At 68.9% G+C, this 16,561-nt stretch carries 15 protein-coding genes; 5 read left to right on the top strand and 10 right to left on the bottom strand.

Going from position 1 to position 16,561, the window contains the following annotated elements; translation table 11 throughout:
• Positions 1-18: 18 nt before the first annotated feature.
• From WS95_RS17590 to WS95_RS17560, 7 genes are all read right to left on the bottom strand, one after another.
• Positions 19-717 carry an HAD family hydrolase gene (locus WS95_RS17590; RefSeq protein ID WP_059782161.1) on the bottom strand — a complete coding sequence of 233 codons (699 nt, stop codon included), beginning with the start codon at positions 715-717 and terminating at the stop codon, positions 19-21.
• On the bottom strand, positions 714-1,565 hold the full coding sequence (locus tag WS95_RS17585) for a carbohydrate ABC transporter permease (RefSeq protein ID WP_059782159.1): 852 nt from the start codon (positions 1,563-1,565) through the stop codon (positions 714-716). Before WS95_RS17585 ends, WS95_RS17590 begins: the two co-directional genes overlap by 4 nt.
• Entirely contained in the window at positions 1,562-2,509 is a 948-nt protein-coding gene (locus WS95_RS17580) for a carbohydrate ABC transporter permease (protein ID WP_034208255.1), read from the bottom strand. The genes WS95_RS17585 and WS95_RS17580 overlap by 4 nt, the downstream gene beginning before the upstream one ends.
• Before the next feature lie 114 nt (positions 2,510-2,623).
• Complete coding sequence (locus tag WS95_RS17575) at positions 2,624-3,949, bottom strand: ABC transporter substrate-binding protein (RefSeq protein ID WP_034208256.1); 1,326 nt, start codon at positions 3,947-3,949, stop codon at positions 2,624-2,626.
• Positions 3,950-4,021: 72 nt separating this feature from the next.
• Complete coding sequence (locus WS95_RS17570; RefSeq protein WP_059824857.1) at positions 4,022-5,380, bottom strand: D-tagatose-bisphosphate aldolase, class II, non-catalytic subunit; 1,359 nt, start codon at positions 5,378-5,380, stop codon at positions 4,022-4,024.
• On the bottom strand, positions 5,368-6,324 hold the full coding sequence (locus WS95_RS17565) for a sugar kinase (protein ID WP_059824855.1): 957 nt from the start codon (positions 6,322-6,324) through the stop codon (positions 5,368-5,370). Before WS95_RS17565 ends, WS95_RS17570 begins: the two co-directional genes overlap by 13 nt.
• 72 nt (positions 6,325-6,396) lie before the next feature.
• Positions 6,397-7,173 carry an L-iditol 2-dehydrogenase gene (locus tag WS95_RS17560; protein ID WP_059824854.1) on the bottom strand — a complete coding sequence of 259 codons (777 nt, stop codon included), beginning with the start codon at positions 7,171-7,173 and terminating at the stop codon, positions 6,397-6,399.
• Positions 7,174-7,515: 342 nt separating this feature from the next.
• Here WS95_RS17560 and WS95_RS17555 point away from each other — a divergent pair, with 342 nt between their 5' ends.
• Genes WS95_RS17555 through WS95_RS17540 form a run of 4 tightly spaced genes read left to right on the top strand, consistent with a single transcriptional unit; the run spans position 7,516 to position 10,615 of the window.
• Positions 7,516-7,977 carry a Fur family transcriptional regulator gene (locus WS95_RS17555; protein ID WP_027785279.1) on the top strand — a complete coding sequence of 154 codons (462 nt, stop codon included), beginning with the start codon at positions 7,516-7,518 and terminating at the stop codon, positions 7,975-7,977.
• Between the two features lie 46 nt (positions 7,978-8,023).
• Positions 8,024-8,935 carry a metal ABC transporter solute-binding protein gene (locus tag WS95_RS17550; protein WP_059824852.1) on the top strand — a complete coding sequence of 304 codons (912 nt, stop codon included), beginning with the start codon at positions 8,024-8,026 and terminating at the stop codon, positions 8,933-8,935.
• Between the two features lie 17 nt (positions 8,936-8,952).
• On the top strand, positions 8,953-9,840 hold the full coding sequence (locus WS95_RS17545) for an ABC transporter ATP-binding protein (RefSeq protein WP_059824849.1): 888 nt from the start codon (positions 8,953-8,955) through the stop codon (positions 9,838-9,840).
• Positions 9,833-10,615, top strand: a complete 783-nt coding sequence (locus WS95_RS17540; protein WP_059782334.1) for a metal ABC transporter permease — start codon at positions 9,833-9,835, stop codon at positions 10,613-10,615. The genes WS95_RS17545 and WS95_RS17540 overlap by 8 nt, the downstream gene beginning before the upstream one ends.
• Positions 10,616-10,724: 109 nt before the next feature.
• Here the strand turns inward: WS95_RS17540 and fghA are convergent, their stop codons facing one another.
• From fghA to WS95_RS17525, 3 genes are all read right to left on the bottom strand, one after another.
• Positions 10,725-11,573 carry an S-formylglutathione hydrolase gene (gene fghA / locus WS95_RS17535; protein WP_059782145.1) on the bottom strand — a complete coding sequence of 283 codons (849 nt, stop codon included), beginning with the start codon at positions 11,571-11,573 and terminating at the stop codon, positions 10,725-10,727.
• A gap of 16 nt (positions 11,574-11,589) precedes the next feature.
• Positions 11,590-12,696: an S-(hydroxymethyl)glutathione dehydrogenase/class III alcohol dehydrogenase gene (locus tag WS95_RS17530; RefSeq protein WP_059824848.1), complete on the bottom strand. Its 1,107-nt coding sequence runs from the start codon at positions 12,694-12,696 to the stop codon at positions 11,590-11,592.
• A 216-nt stretch (positions 12,697-12,912) separates the two neighbouring features.
• Complete coding sequence (locus WS95_RS17525) at positions 12,913-14,364, bottom strand: xylulokinase (protein ID WP_059824846.1); 1,452 nt, start codon at positions 14,362-14,364, stop codon at positions 12,913-12,915.
• A gap of 439 nt (positions 14,365-14,803) precedes the next feature.
• On the opposite strand from WS95_RS17525, the gene WS95_RS17520 reads away from it, so the two are divergent.
• Positions 14,804-16,180, top strand: a complete 1,377-nt coding sequence (locus WS95_RS17520; RefSeq protein ID WP_059506709.1) for a nucleobase:cation symporter-2 family protein — start codon at positions 14,804-14,806, stop codon at positions 16,178-16,180.
• The last annotated feature ends 381 nt before the right edge of the window (positions 16,181-16,561 follow it).

The following is a 16,561-nucleotide window of genomic DNA, read 5'->3' as shown; positions in this document are numbered from 1 at the left end:
GGCGGCGCGTGATCGTTGCTAGTTCGGCAGCACCGCGCCCGTCGCCTGCCAACGCGCGACGTAGCCGGGCAGCTCGTGCATGTCGTCGAATACGTGACGCGCGCCGATACCGCGCAGCGCGTCGATCTGCGCGGCCGATGCGTGCCCGCCGCCGACGAAGCCGAGCACGGTCATGCCGGCCGCGGCCGCCGCGGTGATGCCCGTCGCGCTGTCCTCGACGACCAGGCAGTTCGCGGGCGCCACGCCGAGCGTGCGCGCGGCCGCCAGATACACGTCCGGCGCCGGCTTCGGCCGCGCGACCGAATCCGCGCAGAACAGCCGGTCGCCGAAAAAGCGCGCGAGGCCGGTGCGCGCGAGCGCCGCTTCGACGTATGCGCGATAGCTGTTGCTCGCGCAGGCGGTCGTCAGCTCGATCGCCGCGAGTGCCACATCGATGCCGTCGACCATCGGCGCGTTGACGGCGGCCGCCTCGACCGCACGGCGGATCGCGTCGACGTCGGCGGCCGACAGCGCGCGCCCCACCGCGTCGCTCGCGCCCGCCAGCACGCGCTCGATGCGCAGCCCGAGCAGCGGCATCACGGCCGGCCGCGCATCGACGCCCGGCCAGCGCGCGTCGAGCTCGCGCACGATCACGTCGGCGGCCACGGCCTCGCTGTCGATCAGCACGCCGTCGCAATCGCAGATCAGCACGTTCGTCCCTGCACTCGCACCGCTCATTTGACCGCCCCAAACGTGAGCCCCCGCACGAGCTGCTTCTGCGACAGCCAGCCGACGATCAGGATCGGCGCGACCGCGAGCAGCGAGGCGGCGGACAGCTTCGCCCAGAACAGCCCTTCGGGGCTCGAGTACGACGCGATGAACACGGTCAGCGGCGCGGCGTTCGAGCTCGACAGGTTGATGCTCCAGAACGCCTCGTTCCACGACAGGATCACGAGCAGCAGCGCGGTGGACGCGAGCCCCGGCAGCGCCATCGGCATCAGCAGGTAGACGATCTCCTGCCACGTCGACGCGCCGTCGATGCGTCCGGCTTCGAGGATGTCCTTCGGGATCTCGTTGAAGTACGTGAAGGTCATCCATACCGCGATCGGCAGGTTGATCAGCGTGTAGACGATCACGAGCCCCGACACCGTGTCGAGCAGCCCGGAGTTCTTCCACAGCAGGTAGATCGGCACCAGCACGCCGACCGACGGCATCATCTTCGTCGACAGCATCCACAGCAGCACCTTCTGCGTGCGATGGTTCGGGAAGAACGCCATCGCATACGCGGCCGGCACCGCGAACAGCAGCGAGATCACCGTGACGCCGGCCGAGATCAGCACCGAGTTCCACGCGAACGCGAAATAGTTGCTGCGCGCGAACACCTCGCGGAAGCTGTCGAGCGTCGGCATGAACCACAGCGTCGACGCATACGCCTGCTGCTCGGTCTTGAACGCGGTGATCGCCATCCAGAAGATCGGGAAGAACAGCAGCAGCGCGATCAGCCATGCGAGCGTGCCGGGCAGCGCGCGCCGCACGAGGTCGAACACGGCCGGCGTGCGCCGGCCTTCGAAGGTCAGGTCGCTCATTTCTCGTACTCCCCCTTCAGGTTGCGCGCGAGCATCCGCACGAGGAAGAACGACACGACGTTCGCGACCACGACGGCGATGATGCCGCCCGCGGACGCGAGGCCGACGTCGAACTGCTGCAGGCCGAGCGCATAGATCAGGTAAGACAGGTTGGTCGTCGCGTCGCCGGGGCCGCCGCCCGTCGTCGTATAGATTTCCGCGAAGATCGACAGCAGGAAGATCGTCTCCATCATCACGACCACGGCGATCGCGCGCTTCAGGTGCGGCAGCGTGATGTAGAAGAACATCGCGACCGGGCCGGCGCCGTCGATGCGCGCGGCTTCCTTCTGTTCCTGGTCGAGCGACTGGATCGCGGTGAACAGGATCAGGAACGCGAACGGCAGCCACTGCCACGCGACGATGATGATCACCGCGGTCAACGGGTAGTCGGCGAACCAGTCGATCGGCGTCATCCCGAGCGCGCGCATCGCGTTCGCGACGAGCCCGTACACCGGATGCAGGATCATGTTCTTCCAGATCAGCGCGGACACCGTCGGCATCACGAAGAACGGCGCGATCGCGAGCAGGCGCGCGATGCCCTGCCCGTAGAACTTGCGGTCGAACAGCACGGCCATCAGCACGCCGCCGACCACGGTGATCGCGAGCACCGCGCCGATCAGCACGAGCGTGTGCCAGATCGCGGGCAGGAACGACGGATCGGTCGCGAGGAAACGGTAGTTGTCGAGCCCGGCGAAGCCCTTCACGTCCGGGTTCAGCAGGTTGTAGCGCGAGAACGAATACCAGATCGTCATCGCGAGCGGAATCGACATCCACAGCAGCAGCACCGCGACGGACGGCGACACGAGCCAGCTCGCGCCGCCGCGTGCCCGGCGCGGCGCACCGGGCGGCGACGACGCGTCGCCGACCGACGGCGCGTGACTCAGGGGAAGACGCAGGTGACGCATGATCGGAGTCCCTCCGGTTGATGCGCGGGCGCGAACGGCCTGCCCGCCTGTCGGCTGCGCCGGCTCGCGCCGTGCGCCATGGCGCACGATGCGAGCCGCGCGACGGCTTGCGCGTTACTTCTTGTAGCCGGCCTGCCGCACCGCGCGGTCGGCGGCAGCCTGCCCGGCGGCGAGCGCCTGGTCGACCGACATCTGGCCCGCGACCGCGCCCGCGATCGACTGGCCGACCACCGTGCCGAACGACTGGAATTCAGGAATCCCGACGTACTGCACGCCCGTGTACGGCACCTTCTTCAGCGACGGATCGTTCGGGTCGGCCGTCTCGATCGCCTTCAGCACGAAATCCGAGAACGGCGCGGCGGCCTTGTACTCGGCGCGCTGATACGTCGACGCGCGCGTGCCCGGCGGCACCGAGGCCCAGCCCTCGTCCTTGCCGACCATCTCGATGTACTGCTTGGACGTCGCCCACGCGATGAACTTGCGCGCGGCGTCCTGCTGCTTCGACGTCTTCGGCACGGCCAGCGCCCACGCCCACAGCCAGTGCGAGCCCTTCGGCGTGACGGCGACCGGCGCGGCCGCGAAGCCGATCTTGTCGGCCACCTGCGACTGCTGCTTGTTGTAGAGCATCCCGGCCGCGACCGTCGCGTCGATCCACATCGCGCACTTGCCGGACGCGGTCAGCGTCAGGTTCTCGTTGAAGCCGTTCGAGCTCGCGCCCGGCGGGCCGTTCTTCTTCAGCAGGTTCACGTAGAAATTGATCGCCTTCTTCCATTCGGGCGACGTCAGCTGCGCGTTCCAGTTCTCGTCGAACCAGCGCCCGCCGAACGTGTTCACGACCGTCGACACGTACGCCATGTTCTCGCCCCAGCCGGCCTTGCCGCGCAGGCAGATCCCGTAGGTGCCCTTCGACTTGTCGGTGAGCTTGTCCGCGAATTCGGCGATCTGGTCGTAGGTCGGCTGGTCGGGCATCTTCAGCCCCTTCGCCGCGAACAGGTCCTTGCGGTAGAACGTCATCGAGCTTTCCACGTAGAACGGCAGCGCGTAGAGCTGGCCGTTGTACGACAGGCTGTCGCGCGCGGTCTTCACGATGTCGTTCAGATCGTAGTCGGCCGGCAGCCCCGTGATCGGCGCGAGCCAGCCGCGCTTGCCCCACTGCGGCGTTTCATAGGTGCCGATCGCCATCACGTCGAACTGGCCGCTGCCGGTCGTGATGTCGGTGGTCGCGCGCTGGCGCAGCACGTTCTCCTCGAGGATCACCCAGTTCAGCTTGATATCGGGGTTCGCCTTCTCGAACGCCGGCGACAGCTTCTTCAACTCGATCATGTCGGGGTTGTTCAGCGTCGCGATCGTCAGCGTGCCGGCGGACGCCGCGCAGGCCGCCGTCGCGAGCGCGGCTCCGGCGAAACAGCGTGCGGCGGCGTCGAGCATCTTTCGTTGCATGGCATGTCTCCTGTGATTGTTCGAAATGTCGTCGGTCTTGCGTCGGTGTTGCATCGTTTCCTTCGCGGCCCGTCATGCCGGCCGCTGCATCCCGCACGCGCGTGCATAGTGCGCGATCACGTCGCGTATCCGGTGGCGCACCCATGCGCGCGGTTCCTTCGCGAGGCCGCCCGCACGGCACGCCGCGTACACGTCCGGCAGCCATTGCGCGACGAGCGTCTCCGGCACCGGCTGCCGCGCGAGGTTGTCGAACAGTTGCTCGACCGCCGCCGCGACGGCCGGCTGCAGCCAGTAATAGCGGATGCGGTCGCTGTAGCTGAACTGGCGCGCGAGCCGCTGCGCGGTCTCGTCGCCGCGGTAGTAAGGCGCCCAGTGTTCGGGCTGCGCGCGCATCGCCGCATCGACGACGTCGCGCAACCGCGAGCGCTGCACGACGTCGTCGATCAGCGCGTCCTCGATGAACGTCAGCGCGAACAGCGCCTCGCGCAGCGCGAACGTCAGTGCGGGGCCGACCTTCAGCACCGCGAAATGGTCGCGCACCAGCGCGGCGAGCGCGGCCTCGGTCTGGTAATCGGTCGAATGCGCTTCGAATACGAGGCGCGGCGTCTGCAGGATACTCGCGCCCAATGACGCGGCCTTGGCGCCGTCGTAGTCGAGCACGTGGCGATCGTCGAAGTCCACGCCCGGCTGCGCGACGATCGCGACGACGCGCGTCCACGCGTCGTCGAGCCCGGCCGCCGCGAACGCGCTGCGGTGCGCGTCGAGCGTCGCTGCGATGCTGTCGGTGCGCGTGACCGCGATCCGCGCGATCGCGGCGCCGTCCGCATCGCCGTCGCCGGCCACTTCGCCGCCCGGCGTCGGCACCTCGGTGCCGATCACGTAGACGGGCGCGATCCCGGCGCGCGCCGCCGCGTCTTCCGCGACGCGGCACAGCTCGGCCGCGCGCGCGGCGATCGTGCGATCGTCGAGCCGCGCCGGGTCGTCCGCGCACGCCATGCTCGCATCGAGATGGATCTTTTCGAACCCGGCTTCGACATACGCGGCGACCATCGCACCGGCCTCGCGCATCGCGTCGGCCGCGCGGCGATGCCGCCAGGGGTTCGGGCCGAGATGATCGCCGCCGAGCACGAGCGCCGACGGCGCGAGCCCGCAGCGCGCGGCGATCGCATCGACGTCGCGGCGAAAATCGGCCGGCGTCATGCCCGTGTAGCCGCCGAGATGGTTCACTTGATTGCAGGTCGCCTCGATCAGCAGCGGCGAGCCGTCGGTGCGCGCGGTTTCGCACGCGGCCTCCAGCACGAGCCGGTGCGCGCTGCAGATCGAATAGATGCCGCGCTGCGCGTCCGCGCGGTTCGCGTCGAAGATCATCCGCAGCACGGTGCCCGCGTGCGCGGTGCGCGTGCGCTCGGCAACGGTCGTCAGGCCGGACATGCGATACCTCGTTCGGTCAGGAAACGGTCGATCTCGGCCGCGCTGCTGTTGCCTTCCATCGGGCCGCGCCGCGTGACCGCGATCGCGCCCGCCGCGTTCGCGCGGCGCAACGCGACATCGATCGGCAGGCCCGCGACGAGGCTCGCGACCAGCGTGCCGCCGAAACAGTCGCCGGCGCCGGTCGGATCGAGCTCGTCGACGGGATAAGCCTGCGCGTCGATGCGGCTCGCACGGTCGAACGCGACACTGCCGGCCGCGCCGCGTTTGAGCACGACGCGCTCGAGCAGCGGATGCGTCGCGAGCAGGCCCGCGATCGCGCGCTCGGCCGGCTGCGGCCCGCAGAAGAACGGCAAATCGGCTTCGCTCGGCAGGAACAGGTGGCACGCGGCGAGCATCTCGTCGAGCGCCGCGCGCATCGGCCGAAAACTCAGCATCTCGGGCCGCACGTTCGGATCGAACGACACCTTCGCGCCGGCGCGCGCGGCCTCGATCACGCCGCGCTGCACCGCCGCGATCGCCGATTCGCTCGTCAGCGACGAGCCCATCACGTGGAAATAGCGGCAGCCGTCGAACATCGCGGTGTCGACGTCGGACGCATCGACGCACGCGGCCGCGCTGGTCGACAACGTGAAGACGAAACTGCGCGAGCCGTCGTCGCGATACGCGACGAACGCGGTGCCGGTCGGACGGGCGACGCGGCGGATGCGCGCGACGTCGACGCCGTCGCGTGCGAGCCGCGCGACGATCGCGTCGCCGAACGCGTCGCGCCCGACGCAGCCCGCATACGCGACGCGCGCGCCGAGCCGGGCGGCCTGATCGGCGAAGATCGCCGGCGCGCCGCTCGGGAACGGTCCGGCGAACAGGCCCGGCGTATCGAAGCCCTGGCCGCGCTCGGCGGCGACGAATTCGGCCAGCAGCTCGCCGGCGACGACGATCTCGGCCATCAGGCGTGTCCTCGTGCGGCGGCGGCCGCGTGCAGCGAAGCCGCCGGGGTTGCGCGTGCGAGCGGCGGCATGTCAGCTCATCCAGTTGCCGCCGTCGACGTTCAGCGTCTGGGCGGTGATGTAGTCGGCGTCGGCCGACGCGAGGAACAGCGCGGCGCCCGTCAGGTCGCCCGGCACGCCCATGCGGCCGAGCGGCACGGCTTCGCCCACGAGCCGCTTCTTCTCGCCGAGCGGCCGGTTCTCGTAACGCGCGAACAGCGCATCGACCTGCTCCCACATCGGCGTGTCGACGACGCCCGGCGCGATGCCGTTCACGTTGATCCGGTGCGGCGCGAGCGCGAGCGCGGCCGACTGCGTATAGCTGATCACCGCGGCCTTGGTCGCGCAGTAGTGCGACACGAGCGCCTCGCCGCGACGGCCGGCCTGCGACGACATGTTGACGATCTTGCCGCCGCGCCCCTGCTCGACCATCCGCTGCGCGACGGCCTGCATCAGGAAGAACAGCCCTTTCACGTTGACCGAGAACAGCCGGTCGAACACGTCCCACGATTCGTCGAGGATCGGGCGCATGTCGAACAGCGCCGCGTTGTTGAACAGGATGTCGACGCCGCCGAAGCGCTCGACCGCCGTCGCGACGATCCGCTCGATGTCGTCGCGGCGCGTGACGTCGGCCGTGACGGCCACCGCGCGGCCGGGGCTGGCCTCGATCAGCCGTGCGAGCGAGCCGCTCGCAGGCTTCAGGTCCACCAGCACGCAGCGCGCGCCCTCGTCCAGATAGCGTTGCGCGACCGCCTCGCCGATGCCGCTTGCGGCGCCCGTCAGGATCGCGACCTTGTCTGCCAGTCTCACTGGTTGTCTCCGGTTCGTTCTGTTGCACGACGGTCGCGAGGTGAGCGAACGCTCGCAGACCGATCAATTGCTCTGTTGGTGATCGAATGATCGGATACGCGATACGCGCTGTCAAGACGACGCGACGGCTTTCTATGACGCGCTGCGGCACGGCCGCGCACGGCGATGCCCCGCCGCGCCCGCACGGCAAGGCGCGGAGGCGCACGGTGCGGCGCAGTGGCGTCGACGGTGAAGGGGACGCAGCAAGGGCGGGAAGCAAGGGCGTCGAACGGAATTCGCGCTGCATGGCGCGGCGATACGTTATATCATCGCTGTACTTTGTTTCAGCGCCTGCTTCACGCCATGGCTACCTCATCGTCCATTGACGCCCGGCTGTCCCGGGCCGACGCATTCGCCGCCGAGCACGGGCTCGCGTGGACGCCGCTGCGCCGCCAGGTCTACGAACGCGTGCTGGCCGCGCAGCGCCCGATCGGCGCGTACGACCTGCTCGCGGAACTCGAACCGCAGCGCGGCCGCGTGCCGCCGACGACCGTCTATCGCGCACTGGATTTCCTCGTCGAGCACGGCTTCATCCACCGGATCGAATCGAAGAACGCGTTCTTCGCCTGCTGCGAGATCGGCGTGCCGCACGAAGGCCAGTTCCTGATCTGCGACGCGTGCGGCGACACCGTCGAGATTCCCGGCGGCGACCTCGCGAAGCAGTTGTCCGCGAGCGGGCCCGCGCACGGTTTCGAAGTCCACCACCAAGTCGTCGAGCTGAGCGGCCTGTGCGGGCACTGCAAGCGCAAGCCCGCGCAGCGCTGACGCCGACTCGCGCGGCGCACGCGCCGCCCTTCCAACGAGGAGTTCCATGTCCATTGCCCTGAAGCGCGCGCCGCGGCGCGCCCTGTCGCCTGTCCGCTGGCTGGCCGCCGCCGTCGCCACGCTGTCGTTCGCCGCGCCCGTGCTTGCGCAGACCGCGACCGTCAACGTCGTCGCCGCCGAGAATTTCTACGGCGACGTCGCCTCGCAGATCGGCGGCCGCCACGTCGCGGTCACGAGCATCCTCAGCAATCCCGACCAGGATCCGCACCTGTTCGAAGCGAGCCCGAAGACCGCCCGCGCGCTCCAGCACGCGCAGGTCGTGATCTACAACGGCGCGAACTACGATCCGTGGATGGCCAAGCTGCTCGGCGCGTCGAAGCAGGCGAAGCGCGCGACGATCGTCGTCGCCGATCTCGTCGGCAAGAAGGCCGGCGACAACCCGCACCTGTGGTACGACCCGGCGACGATGCCGGCGGCCGCACGCGCGATCGCGGCCGAGCTCGGCCGCGCCGACCCGGCGAACAAGGCCGAGTACGACGCGAACCTGCAGAAGTTCGTCGCGTCGCTGAAGCCCGTCGACGACAAGGTCGCCGCGCTGCGCGCGAAGTACAAGGGCGTGCCCGTGACGGCCACCGAGCCCGTGTTCGGCTACATGTCGGACGCGATCGGCCTCGACATGCGCAACCAGCGCTTCCAGCTCGCGACGATGAACGACACCGAGGCGAGCGCACAGGACGTCGCCGCGTTCGAAGGCGACCTGCGCAAGAAGCAGGTGCGCGTGCTGATCTACAACAGCCAGGCCGAAGAACCGATGACCAAGCGCATGCTGAAAATCGCGCGCGACGGCGGCGTGCCGACCGTCAGCGTCACCGAGACGCAGCCGGCCGGCAAGACTTTCCAGCAATGGATGGCCGGCCAGCTCGACGCGCTCGGCAACGCGCTTTCGGCCGGCAAGTAACGGACGACCGTAACGACATGACCGTCACTCCCCACGCCCTCGCCGTCGATCGCGTCACGCTCGAACTGGGCGGCCGCACGATCCTGCGCGACGTGAGTTTCTCGATCGAGCCCGGCGAATTCGTCGGCGTGCTCGGGCCGAACGGTGCGGGCAAGACGACGCTGATGCGCGCGGTGCTCGGCCTCATCCCCGTGTCGGCCGGCACGCTGTCGGTCGGCGGCGTGCCGGTCGTGCGCGGCAACGCGTCGATCGGCTACATGCCGCAGATCAGGAGCGGCCTCGCGAACCGCCGGATGCGCGGCTACGACTTCGTCGCGATGGCCGCCGACGGCCACCGCTGGGGCCTGCCGCACACGAACGCGGCCACGCGCCGCGACGTCGATCGCGTGCTCGACCTCGTCGGCGGACCGTCGCTCGCGCGCCGGCCGCTGTCCGAACTGTCCGGCGGCGAACGGCAGCGGCTGCTGCTCGCGCAATGCCTGCTCGGCAACCCGAAGCTGCTGCTGCTCGACGAGCCGCTGATCAGCCTCGATCCGAACCACCAGCGCGGCGTCGTCGAACTCGTGCGCAACGTGCAGCGCGAGCTCGGCATCACCGTGCTGTTCTCCGCGCACGAACTGAATCCGCTGCTGAACGCGCTCGACCGCGTGCTGTATCTCGGCAACGGCGTCGCGGCGCTCGGTACCGTCGACGAGGTGATCACGAAGCCCGTGCTGTCGCGGCTCTACGGATCGCCGATCGACGTGATGCGCGTGAACGGCAAGATCTTCGTGATGTCGGGCGACGTCGAGATCGAGAAGCACGATCACGAACACGAGGACGACGATCATTCGCACGGCGGTGGCGGCGGCCACGGCCATCATCACCACGGACACGCCCATCCCGGGCATTCGCACGATGTTTGAATACGACTTCATGATCAACGCCTTCGCGGCGTCGGGAATCGTCGCGGTGCTCGCGGGCATCGTCGGCTATTTCCTGGTGCTGCGCGGGCAGACCTTCGCCGGCCACGCGCTGTCGCACGTCGGCTTCACCGGCGCGACGGGCGCGGTGCTGCTCGGCCTCTCGCCGATCTGGGGGATGGTCGGCTTCACGCTCGCGGCCGGGATCGGCATGGGCGCGCTCGGCGAACGGCTCGCGGGCCGCGACGTCGCGATCGGCGTGATCCTGTCCGGCGCGCTCGGCTTCGGCCTGCTGTTCCTGCACTTCTACACGTCGTTCGCGACGCAGGTCACCGCGCTGCTGTTCGGCAACGTGCTCGCGGTCAGCCGCGACACGCTCGCGGTGCTCGCCGGCATCGGCGCGGTGAGCCTCGTCGCGCTCGCGCTGATCGCGCGGCCGCTGTTGTTCGCGTCGCTGCAGCCCGAGCTGGCCGAAGCCAAGGGCGTGTCGCTGCGCACGGTGTCGATGCTGTTCCTCGCGGTGTGCGCGCTCGCGGTGGCGGCGGCGACGCAGATCGTCGGCGTGCTGCTCGTATTCACGCTGCTGGTGGGGCCGGCGGCGGCCGCGCAGAACGTGTCGACGCGCCTGTCGACGGGCGTGCTGCTCGCCGCGCTGTTCGCGCTGTTCGAAGCGTGGGTCGGCATCGTGCTCGCGTATCACACCGACTGGCCGACGAGCTTCTGGATCACCGCGCTGTCGGCGCTCGTGTACGGCGCGAGCCTGTTGCGGCGCAACTGATCGCGGCGCGGCGCTCGCCGCCCGATTCCAATGAAAACGCCGGCGTGCCCGAGGGCAGCGCCGGCGTTTTTTCATGCGAACCGGATGCGTGACCGGCTTGCGCCGATACTCACCGCGCCAGCACGCGCGCGTGATGCGCGAGGTGATCCGCGATGAACGTCGAGATGAAGTAGTAACCGTGGTCGTAGCCCGGATGGCGGCGCAGCGTCAGCGGCTGGCCGGCCTTCGCGCACGCGGCTTCGAACACGTCGGGGTTCAACTGGTTCGCGAGGAACTGATCGGCGAGCCCCTGATCGACCAGGATGCCGTCCGCGAACTTCGGTGCATCGGCGCGCGCGACCAGCTCGCTCGCGTCGTGCGCCTTCCACGCTTCGCGATCGGCGCCCAGGTAGCCCGTGAACGCCTTCTCGCCCCACGGGCAGCGCGTCGGCGCGGCGATCGGCGCGAACGCCGACACCGACCGGTACAGGCCCGGATGACGCAACGCGAGCGTCAGCGCCCCGTGGCCGCCCATCGAGTGGCCGAAGATCCCGAGCCGCGCGCCGTCGATCGGCAGCTCGGCCGCGACGAGCTCGTGCAGCTCGCCCGTCACGTACGACTCCATCCGGTAATGCGTCGACCACGGCGCTTCGGTCGCATCGACGTAGAAGCCCGCGCCGACGCCGAAGTCCCACGCATCGGTCTCGCCCGGCACGCCCGCGCCGCGCGGGCTCGTGTCGGGCATCACGAGCGCGATGCCGTGCTGCGCCGCGTACTGCTGCGCGCCGCCCTTGATCGCGAACGTCTCGTCGGTGCTCGTGAGCCCCGCGAGATAGAACAGCGCTGGCACGCGCCCGTGCACAGCCTGCGGCGGCAGATACACCGAGAACTTCATCGGCAGGCCGATGGCCGCCGAATCGTGACGGTAGAAACGCTGCTCGCCGCCGTGGCACGCATGCGAGGAAACGAGTTCGAGCATGGCGGTATGCCCCCGGTCAGTACAGCACGACCGAGCGGATCGACTCGCCGGCCTTCATCAGGTCGAAGCCTTCGTTGATCCGCTCGAGCGGCAGCGTGTGCGTGATCAGGTCGTCGATGTTGATCTTGCCTTCCATGTACCAGTCGACGATCTTCGGCACGTCGGTGCGCCCGCGCGCGCCGCCGAACGCCGAGCCCTTCCATTCGCGGCCCGTCACCAGCTGGAACGGACGCGTGCTGATTTCCTCGCCGGCCGCGGCCACGCCGATGATGAACGACTGGCCCCAACCCTTGTGCGTGCACTCGAGCGCCTGACGCATCAGCTTCACGTTGCCGACGCATTCGAACGAGTAGTCGGCGCCGCCGTCGGTCAACTGCACGATGTGGTCGACGATGTTCTCGACTTCGTTCGGGTTGATGAAGTGCGTCATCCCGAACTTCTTCGCGAGCTCGACGCGCTTCGGGTTGATGTCGACGCCGATGATCTTGTCCGCGCCGACCATCTTCGCGCCCTGGATCACGTTCAGGCCGATCCCGCCGAGGCCGAACACGACGACGTTCGCACCGGCCTCGACCTTCGCCGAGTACACGACCGCGCCGACGCCCGTCGTCACGCCGCAGCCGATGTAGCAGATCTTGTCGAACGGCGCGTCCTCGCGCACCTTCGCGACCGCGATCTCCGGCACGACGATGTAGTTCGAGAACGTCGACGTGCCCATGTAGTGGAACAGCGGCTTGCCGTCGAGCGAGAAGCGCGACGTCGCGTCGGGCATCAGCCCCTTGCCCTGCGTCGCACGGATCTTCTGGCACAGGTTGGTCTTGCGCGACAGACAGAACTTGCATTCGCGGCATTCGGGCGTGTAGAGCGGAATCACGTGGTCGCCCTTTCTCACGGTGCCGACGCCGGGGCCGACGTCGACCACGACGCCCGCGCCTTCGTGGCCGAGGATCGCCGGGAAGATCCCTTCCGGATCGGCGCCCGACAGCGTGTAGTAGTCGGTGTGGCAGATGCCCGTCGCCTTCACCTCGATCAGCACTTCGCCGGCGCGCGGCCCTTCGAGATCGACTTCCTCGATCGTCAGCGGCGCACCGGCCTTCCATGCAATCGCGGCTTTCGTTTTCATCGTGTCACTCCTGTGTGTCTGTGAGATCGGCCCGAGCCGGCGTGCCGGCGCCTGCCGGGGTTTCGTGCAAAGCGGTCGAAGCCGTGCCGCGCGTGGCACGGCGCAAGAATTTCGTGCTCGCCATGATGGCTGCTCCCGCCGCGCGTCGCGTGCGAGAAACGGTCGCCGGCTTGCCAGGATGCGTCATCGCTGGCGCAAAAGAACAAGTGCCCGAGTTTAAACGCCCGTCGTGAACCATGCATCCGTGCGCGCGTACAGATCGACGAAGCGCGCGTGGCGTGCAGCCAGCAGGCGGTCGTCATGCGGCGCGGCAACCGGCGACGCGCTCGGCGCCAGCGTGTGCAACGCATCCTCGCGCCAATGCCCGATCGCGACGCCTGCGAGCAGCGCGGCGCCGCGCGTCGCGGCGTTCGGGCAGTCGATCGCCTGCAGCGATGCGCCGAGCGCGTCGGCGAGCAACTGGCGCCAGCGCGGATCGACCGAGCCGCCGCCCGCGAGGCGCAGCGTCGTCACCGCGTCGCCGCGATCGGCGTCGCGGATCGCATCGAGCCCCGCGCGCAACGCGAACGCGACGCCTTCGAATGCGGCGCGCATCATCGCGCCGCGCGTATCGCCGAGCCCGAGGCCGAGCCAGCCGCCGCGCGCATCGGGGTTCATCCACGGCGAGCGCTCGCCGGTCAGGTACGGCAGGAAGCACAGCCGTTCGGACGCCGGCTGCGCGAACGCGTCGTCATACGCATCGGCCCATCGCGCGTAGCCGAGCCAGCCGCGCACGGCTTCGAGCGCGAGCCCGACGTTCTGCATCGCCGCCATCGTGTAATAGCCGCCGCCCGCCGCCGCACGATAGCGATGCAAGCCGCGCCGCGCGGGCGGCAGCGCATCCGCGAGCACGACGATCTGCCCGCCGCTGCCGGTCGTCAGCAGCGCATCGCCTGCCGCGGCCAGCCCGCTGCCGAGCGCCGCGCACGCGGTATCGGCCGCGCCCGTCGCCAACGGCACGCCGGCCGGCAGGCCGAGCGCGGCGGCGGCCTGCGCGCCTAGCACGCCGCAGCGCGCGGTGGACGCACGCACCGGCGCGAAGCGGTCGGCAGGCAGGCCGAGCGCGTCGATCAACGCGATATCCCACTCGCCGTCGGGCGTGGCGAGCGCGGTGGCGCACGCGTCGCTCGGATCGGCCGCCACGTCGCCGCCGAGTGCGCTGCGCAGCCAGTCCTTCGGCTGCACGGCCCAGCGCGCGGCATGCAGCGCATCGGGTGCGTGCGTCGCCAGCCAGCGCAACAGCGGGCCCGCCATGCCGGGCGCCACGGGGTTCGGTGCGACGGACGATCCGGACGCCGGCCAATCGGCCGCATCCGCCTCGCGCGCCGCGCGCGTGTCGGGCCACAGCAGCGCGGGCCGCACCGGCTGGCCGGCCGCGTCGATCAGCACGACGCCATGCATCTGTCCCGAAAACCCGATCGCCGCCACCTGCGCACGCTCGTCGGCCGGCAGCCGCGCGGCCGCGCGCACGAGCGCCTGCCACCACGTGTCGGGCGCGATTTCCGCCCAGCCGGGCTGCGGCGACGACAACTCATAAGGCTCGCTCGCCACCGCCCGCTCGACGCCGTCGGCATCGAGCGTGACGAGTTTGATGGAGCCGGTGCCGAGGTCGATTCCGAGCAGGCGCATGACGTGAAGGAGAGTCGTATGAACGGATATCGATGATAACGGGATCGCGACGCGCGCCCCGTTTTTGGCCGTCGCTTCGACGCATCGAAAATGCGGTCGAGTCGCGGCGCTCCACCGGGCTGCACCGTGCACGCGAAAGCGGCCGTTCGCGGGTTAACCCGGCGCGATTTCCGCACCCCGCTTTTAGCCACTATGCGGCCCGCCCGATACACACCATAAAGCGACCCATATTTGACATGGGGGCCGGCGCTATTTTGAAGCGCTATAAAACCGGTACACCTCACTCCCGCGGCAGTTTCCCGATGATCGATCCCCTGCTCCATGCCGAAATGGCATATCGAACCAGCAAAGAGCGGAATAGAACCCAGTGCTCTTGTTGCATGGACTCATTCCGAATAACTTCGTATCACCCCGAAAACAAGATCATGGAGTGAGACAGATGCAATCGAACACGGTCCATCCGTGCGATGAGGTGCTGCCGACCGGCAAGCTGGTAACGCTCGGCCTGCAGCACGTCCTCGTCATGTACGCCGGCGCCGTCGCCGTGCCGCTTATCGTCGGCGCGGCGCTCAAGCTGCCGAAAGACCAGATCGCGTTCCTGATCAGCGCCGATCTGTTTTCGTGCGGCATCGCCACGCTGATCCAGACGCTCGGCCTGTGGATCTTCGGCATCCGCCTGCCCGTCATCATGGGCTGCACGTTCGCGGCGGTCGGCCCGATGATCGCGATCGGCACGAACCCCGGCCTCGGCATTCTCGACATCTTCGGCTCGACCATCGCCGCCGGCATCATCGGCATCGTGCTCGCGCCGATGATCGGCAAGCTGTTGCGGTTCTTCCCGCCCGTGGTCGTCGGCACGGTGATCGCCGTGATCGGGCTGTCGCTGATGGAAGTGGGCATCAACTGGGCGGCCGGCGGCGTCGGCAACCCCGAGTACGGCAGCCCGGTCTATCTCGGCCTGTCCCTGCTCGTGCTCACGCTGATTCTGCTGATCAACAAGTTCGGCCGCGGCTTCATCGCGAACATCTCGGTGCTGCTCGGCATCGTCGCCGGCTTCGTGATCGCGTTCGCGATCGGCCGCGTGAACACCGACGGCGTGGCGCATGCGCCGTGGGTCGGCTTCGTGATGCCGTTCCACTTCGGCCTGCCGCACTTCGATCCGCTGTCGATCGTGACGATGGTCACGGTGATGTTCGTCACGTTCATCGAATCGACCGGCATGTTCCTCGCGGTCGGCGACATGGTCGATCGCCCGGTCAATCAGGAGCGCCTCGTGCGCGGCCTGCGCGTCGACGGCCTCGGCACGCTGATCGGCGGCATCTTCAACTCGTTCCCGCATACGTCGTTCTCGCAGAACGTCGGCCTGATCGGCGTGACGGGTGTGAAGAGCCGCTTCGTGTGTGCGACGGGCGGCGTGATCCTCGTGCTGCTCGGCCTGTTCCCGAAGATGGCGCAGGTCGTCGCGTCGGTGCCGCCGTTCGTGCTCGGCGGCGCAGGCATCGTGATGTTCGGGATGGTCGCCGCGAACGGCATCAAGGTGCTGTCGAAGGTCGACTTCGTGAACAACTCGCACAACCTGTTCATCGTCGCCGTGAGCGTCGGCATGGGCCTCGTGCCGGTCGTGTCGCCGCACTTCTTCTCGAAGCTGCCGCCGGCGCTCGCGCCGATCCTGCACAGCGGCATCCTGCTCGCATCGGCCACGGCCGTGATCCTGAACATCGTGTTCAACGGCGTGAAAGGCGAAAAGGATGCACGCTGCGAAATTCGGCGCGCCGGACACGACTTCGATGGGCGTCCCGCCGACGCGCACCACTGATCGCGCCGCGCCGGACGACGGCGCGAAGCGGTAACGACGAACGCCACGGCATGCCGTGGCGTTTTTGTTTCGGGGTGCAGGACCCGACACGGTGCCGGGCGATCGCACTTCACGCGGGCAGGCAAGTCGCCGGATGCACGATGCGCCATGCCGACTGACGGTGTGATCGACGTGTGATGGCACGAACGCAATGCGACGCGACGCACGCATCGTCACGACGTCGACGCCATTCTTCCCGCACGATTCGACCGCGCAATCGGGATAGGGGCGGTCAGGCAGCCTGACCGATCCCCTCCCACACCACCCGGCATGCGGGTCCGCACCGGGCGGTTCGAGCAGTTGAGGTCATGAGAGTCGAGGCACGCCCAGACGGTCGAAGTG

Source organism: Burkholderia sp. MSMB1826 (assembly GCF_001526325.1).
GTDB lineage: Bacteria > Pseudomonadota > Gammaproteobacteria > Burkholderiales > Burkholderiaceae > Burkholderia.
Note: the sequence above shows the minus strand (reverse complement) of the source record. Positions and strands in the feature narration are given on the sequence as shown.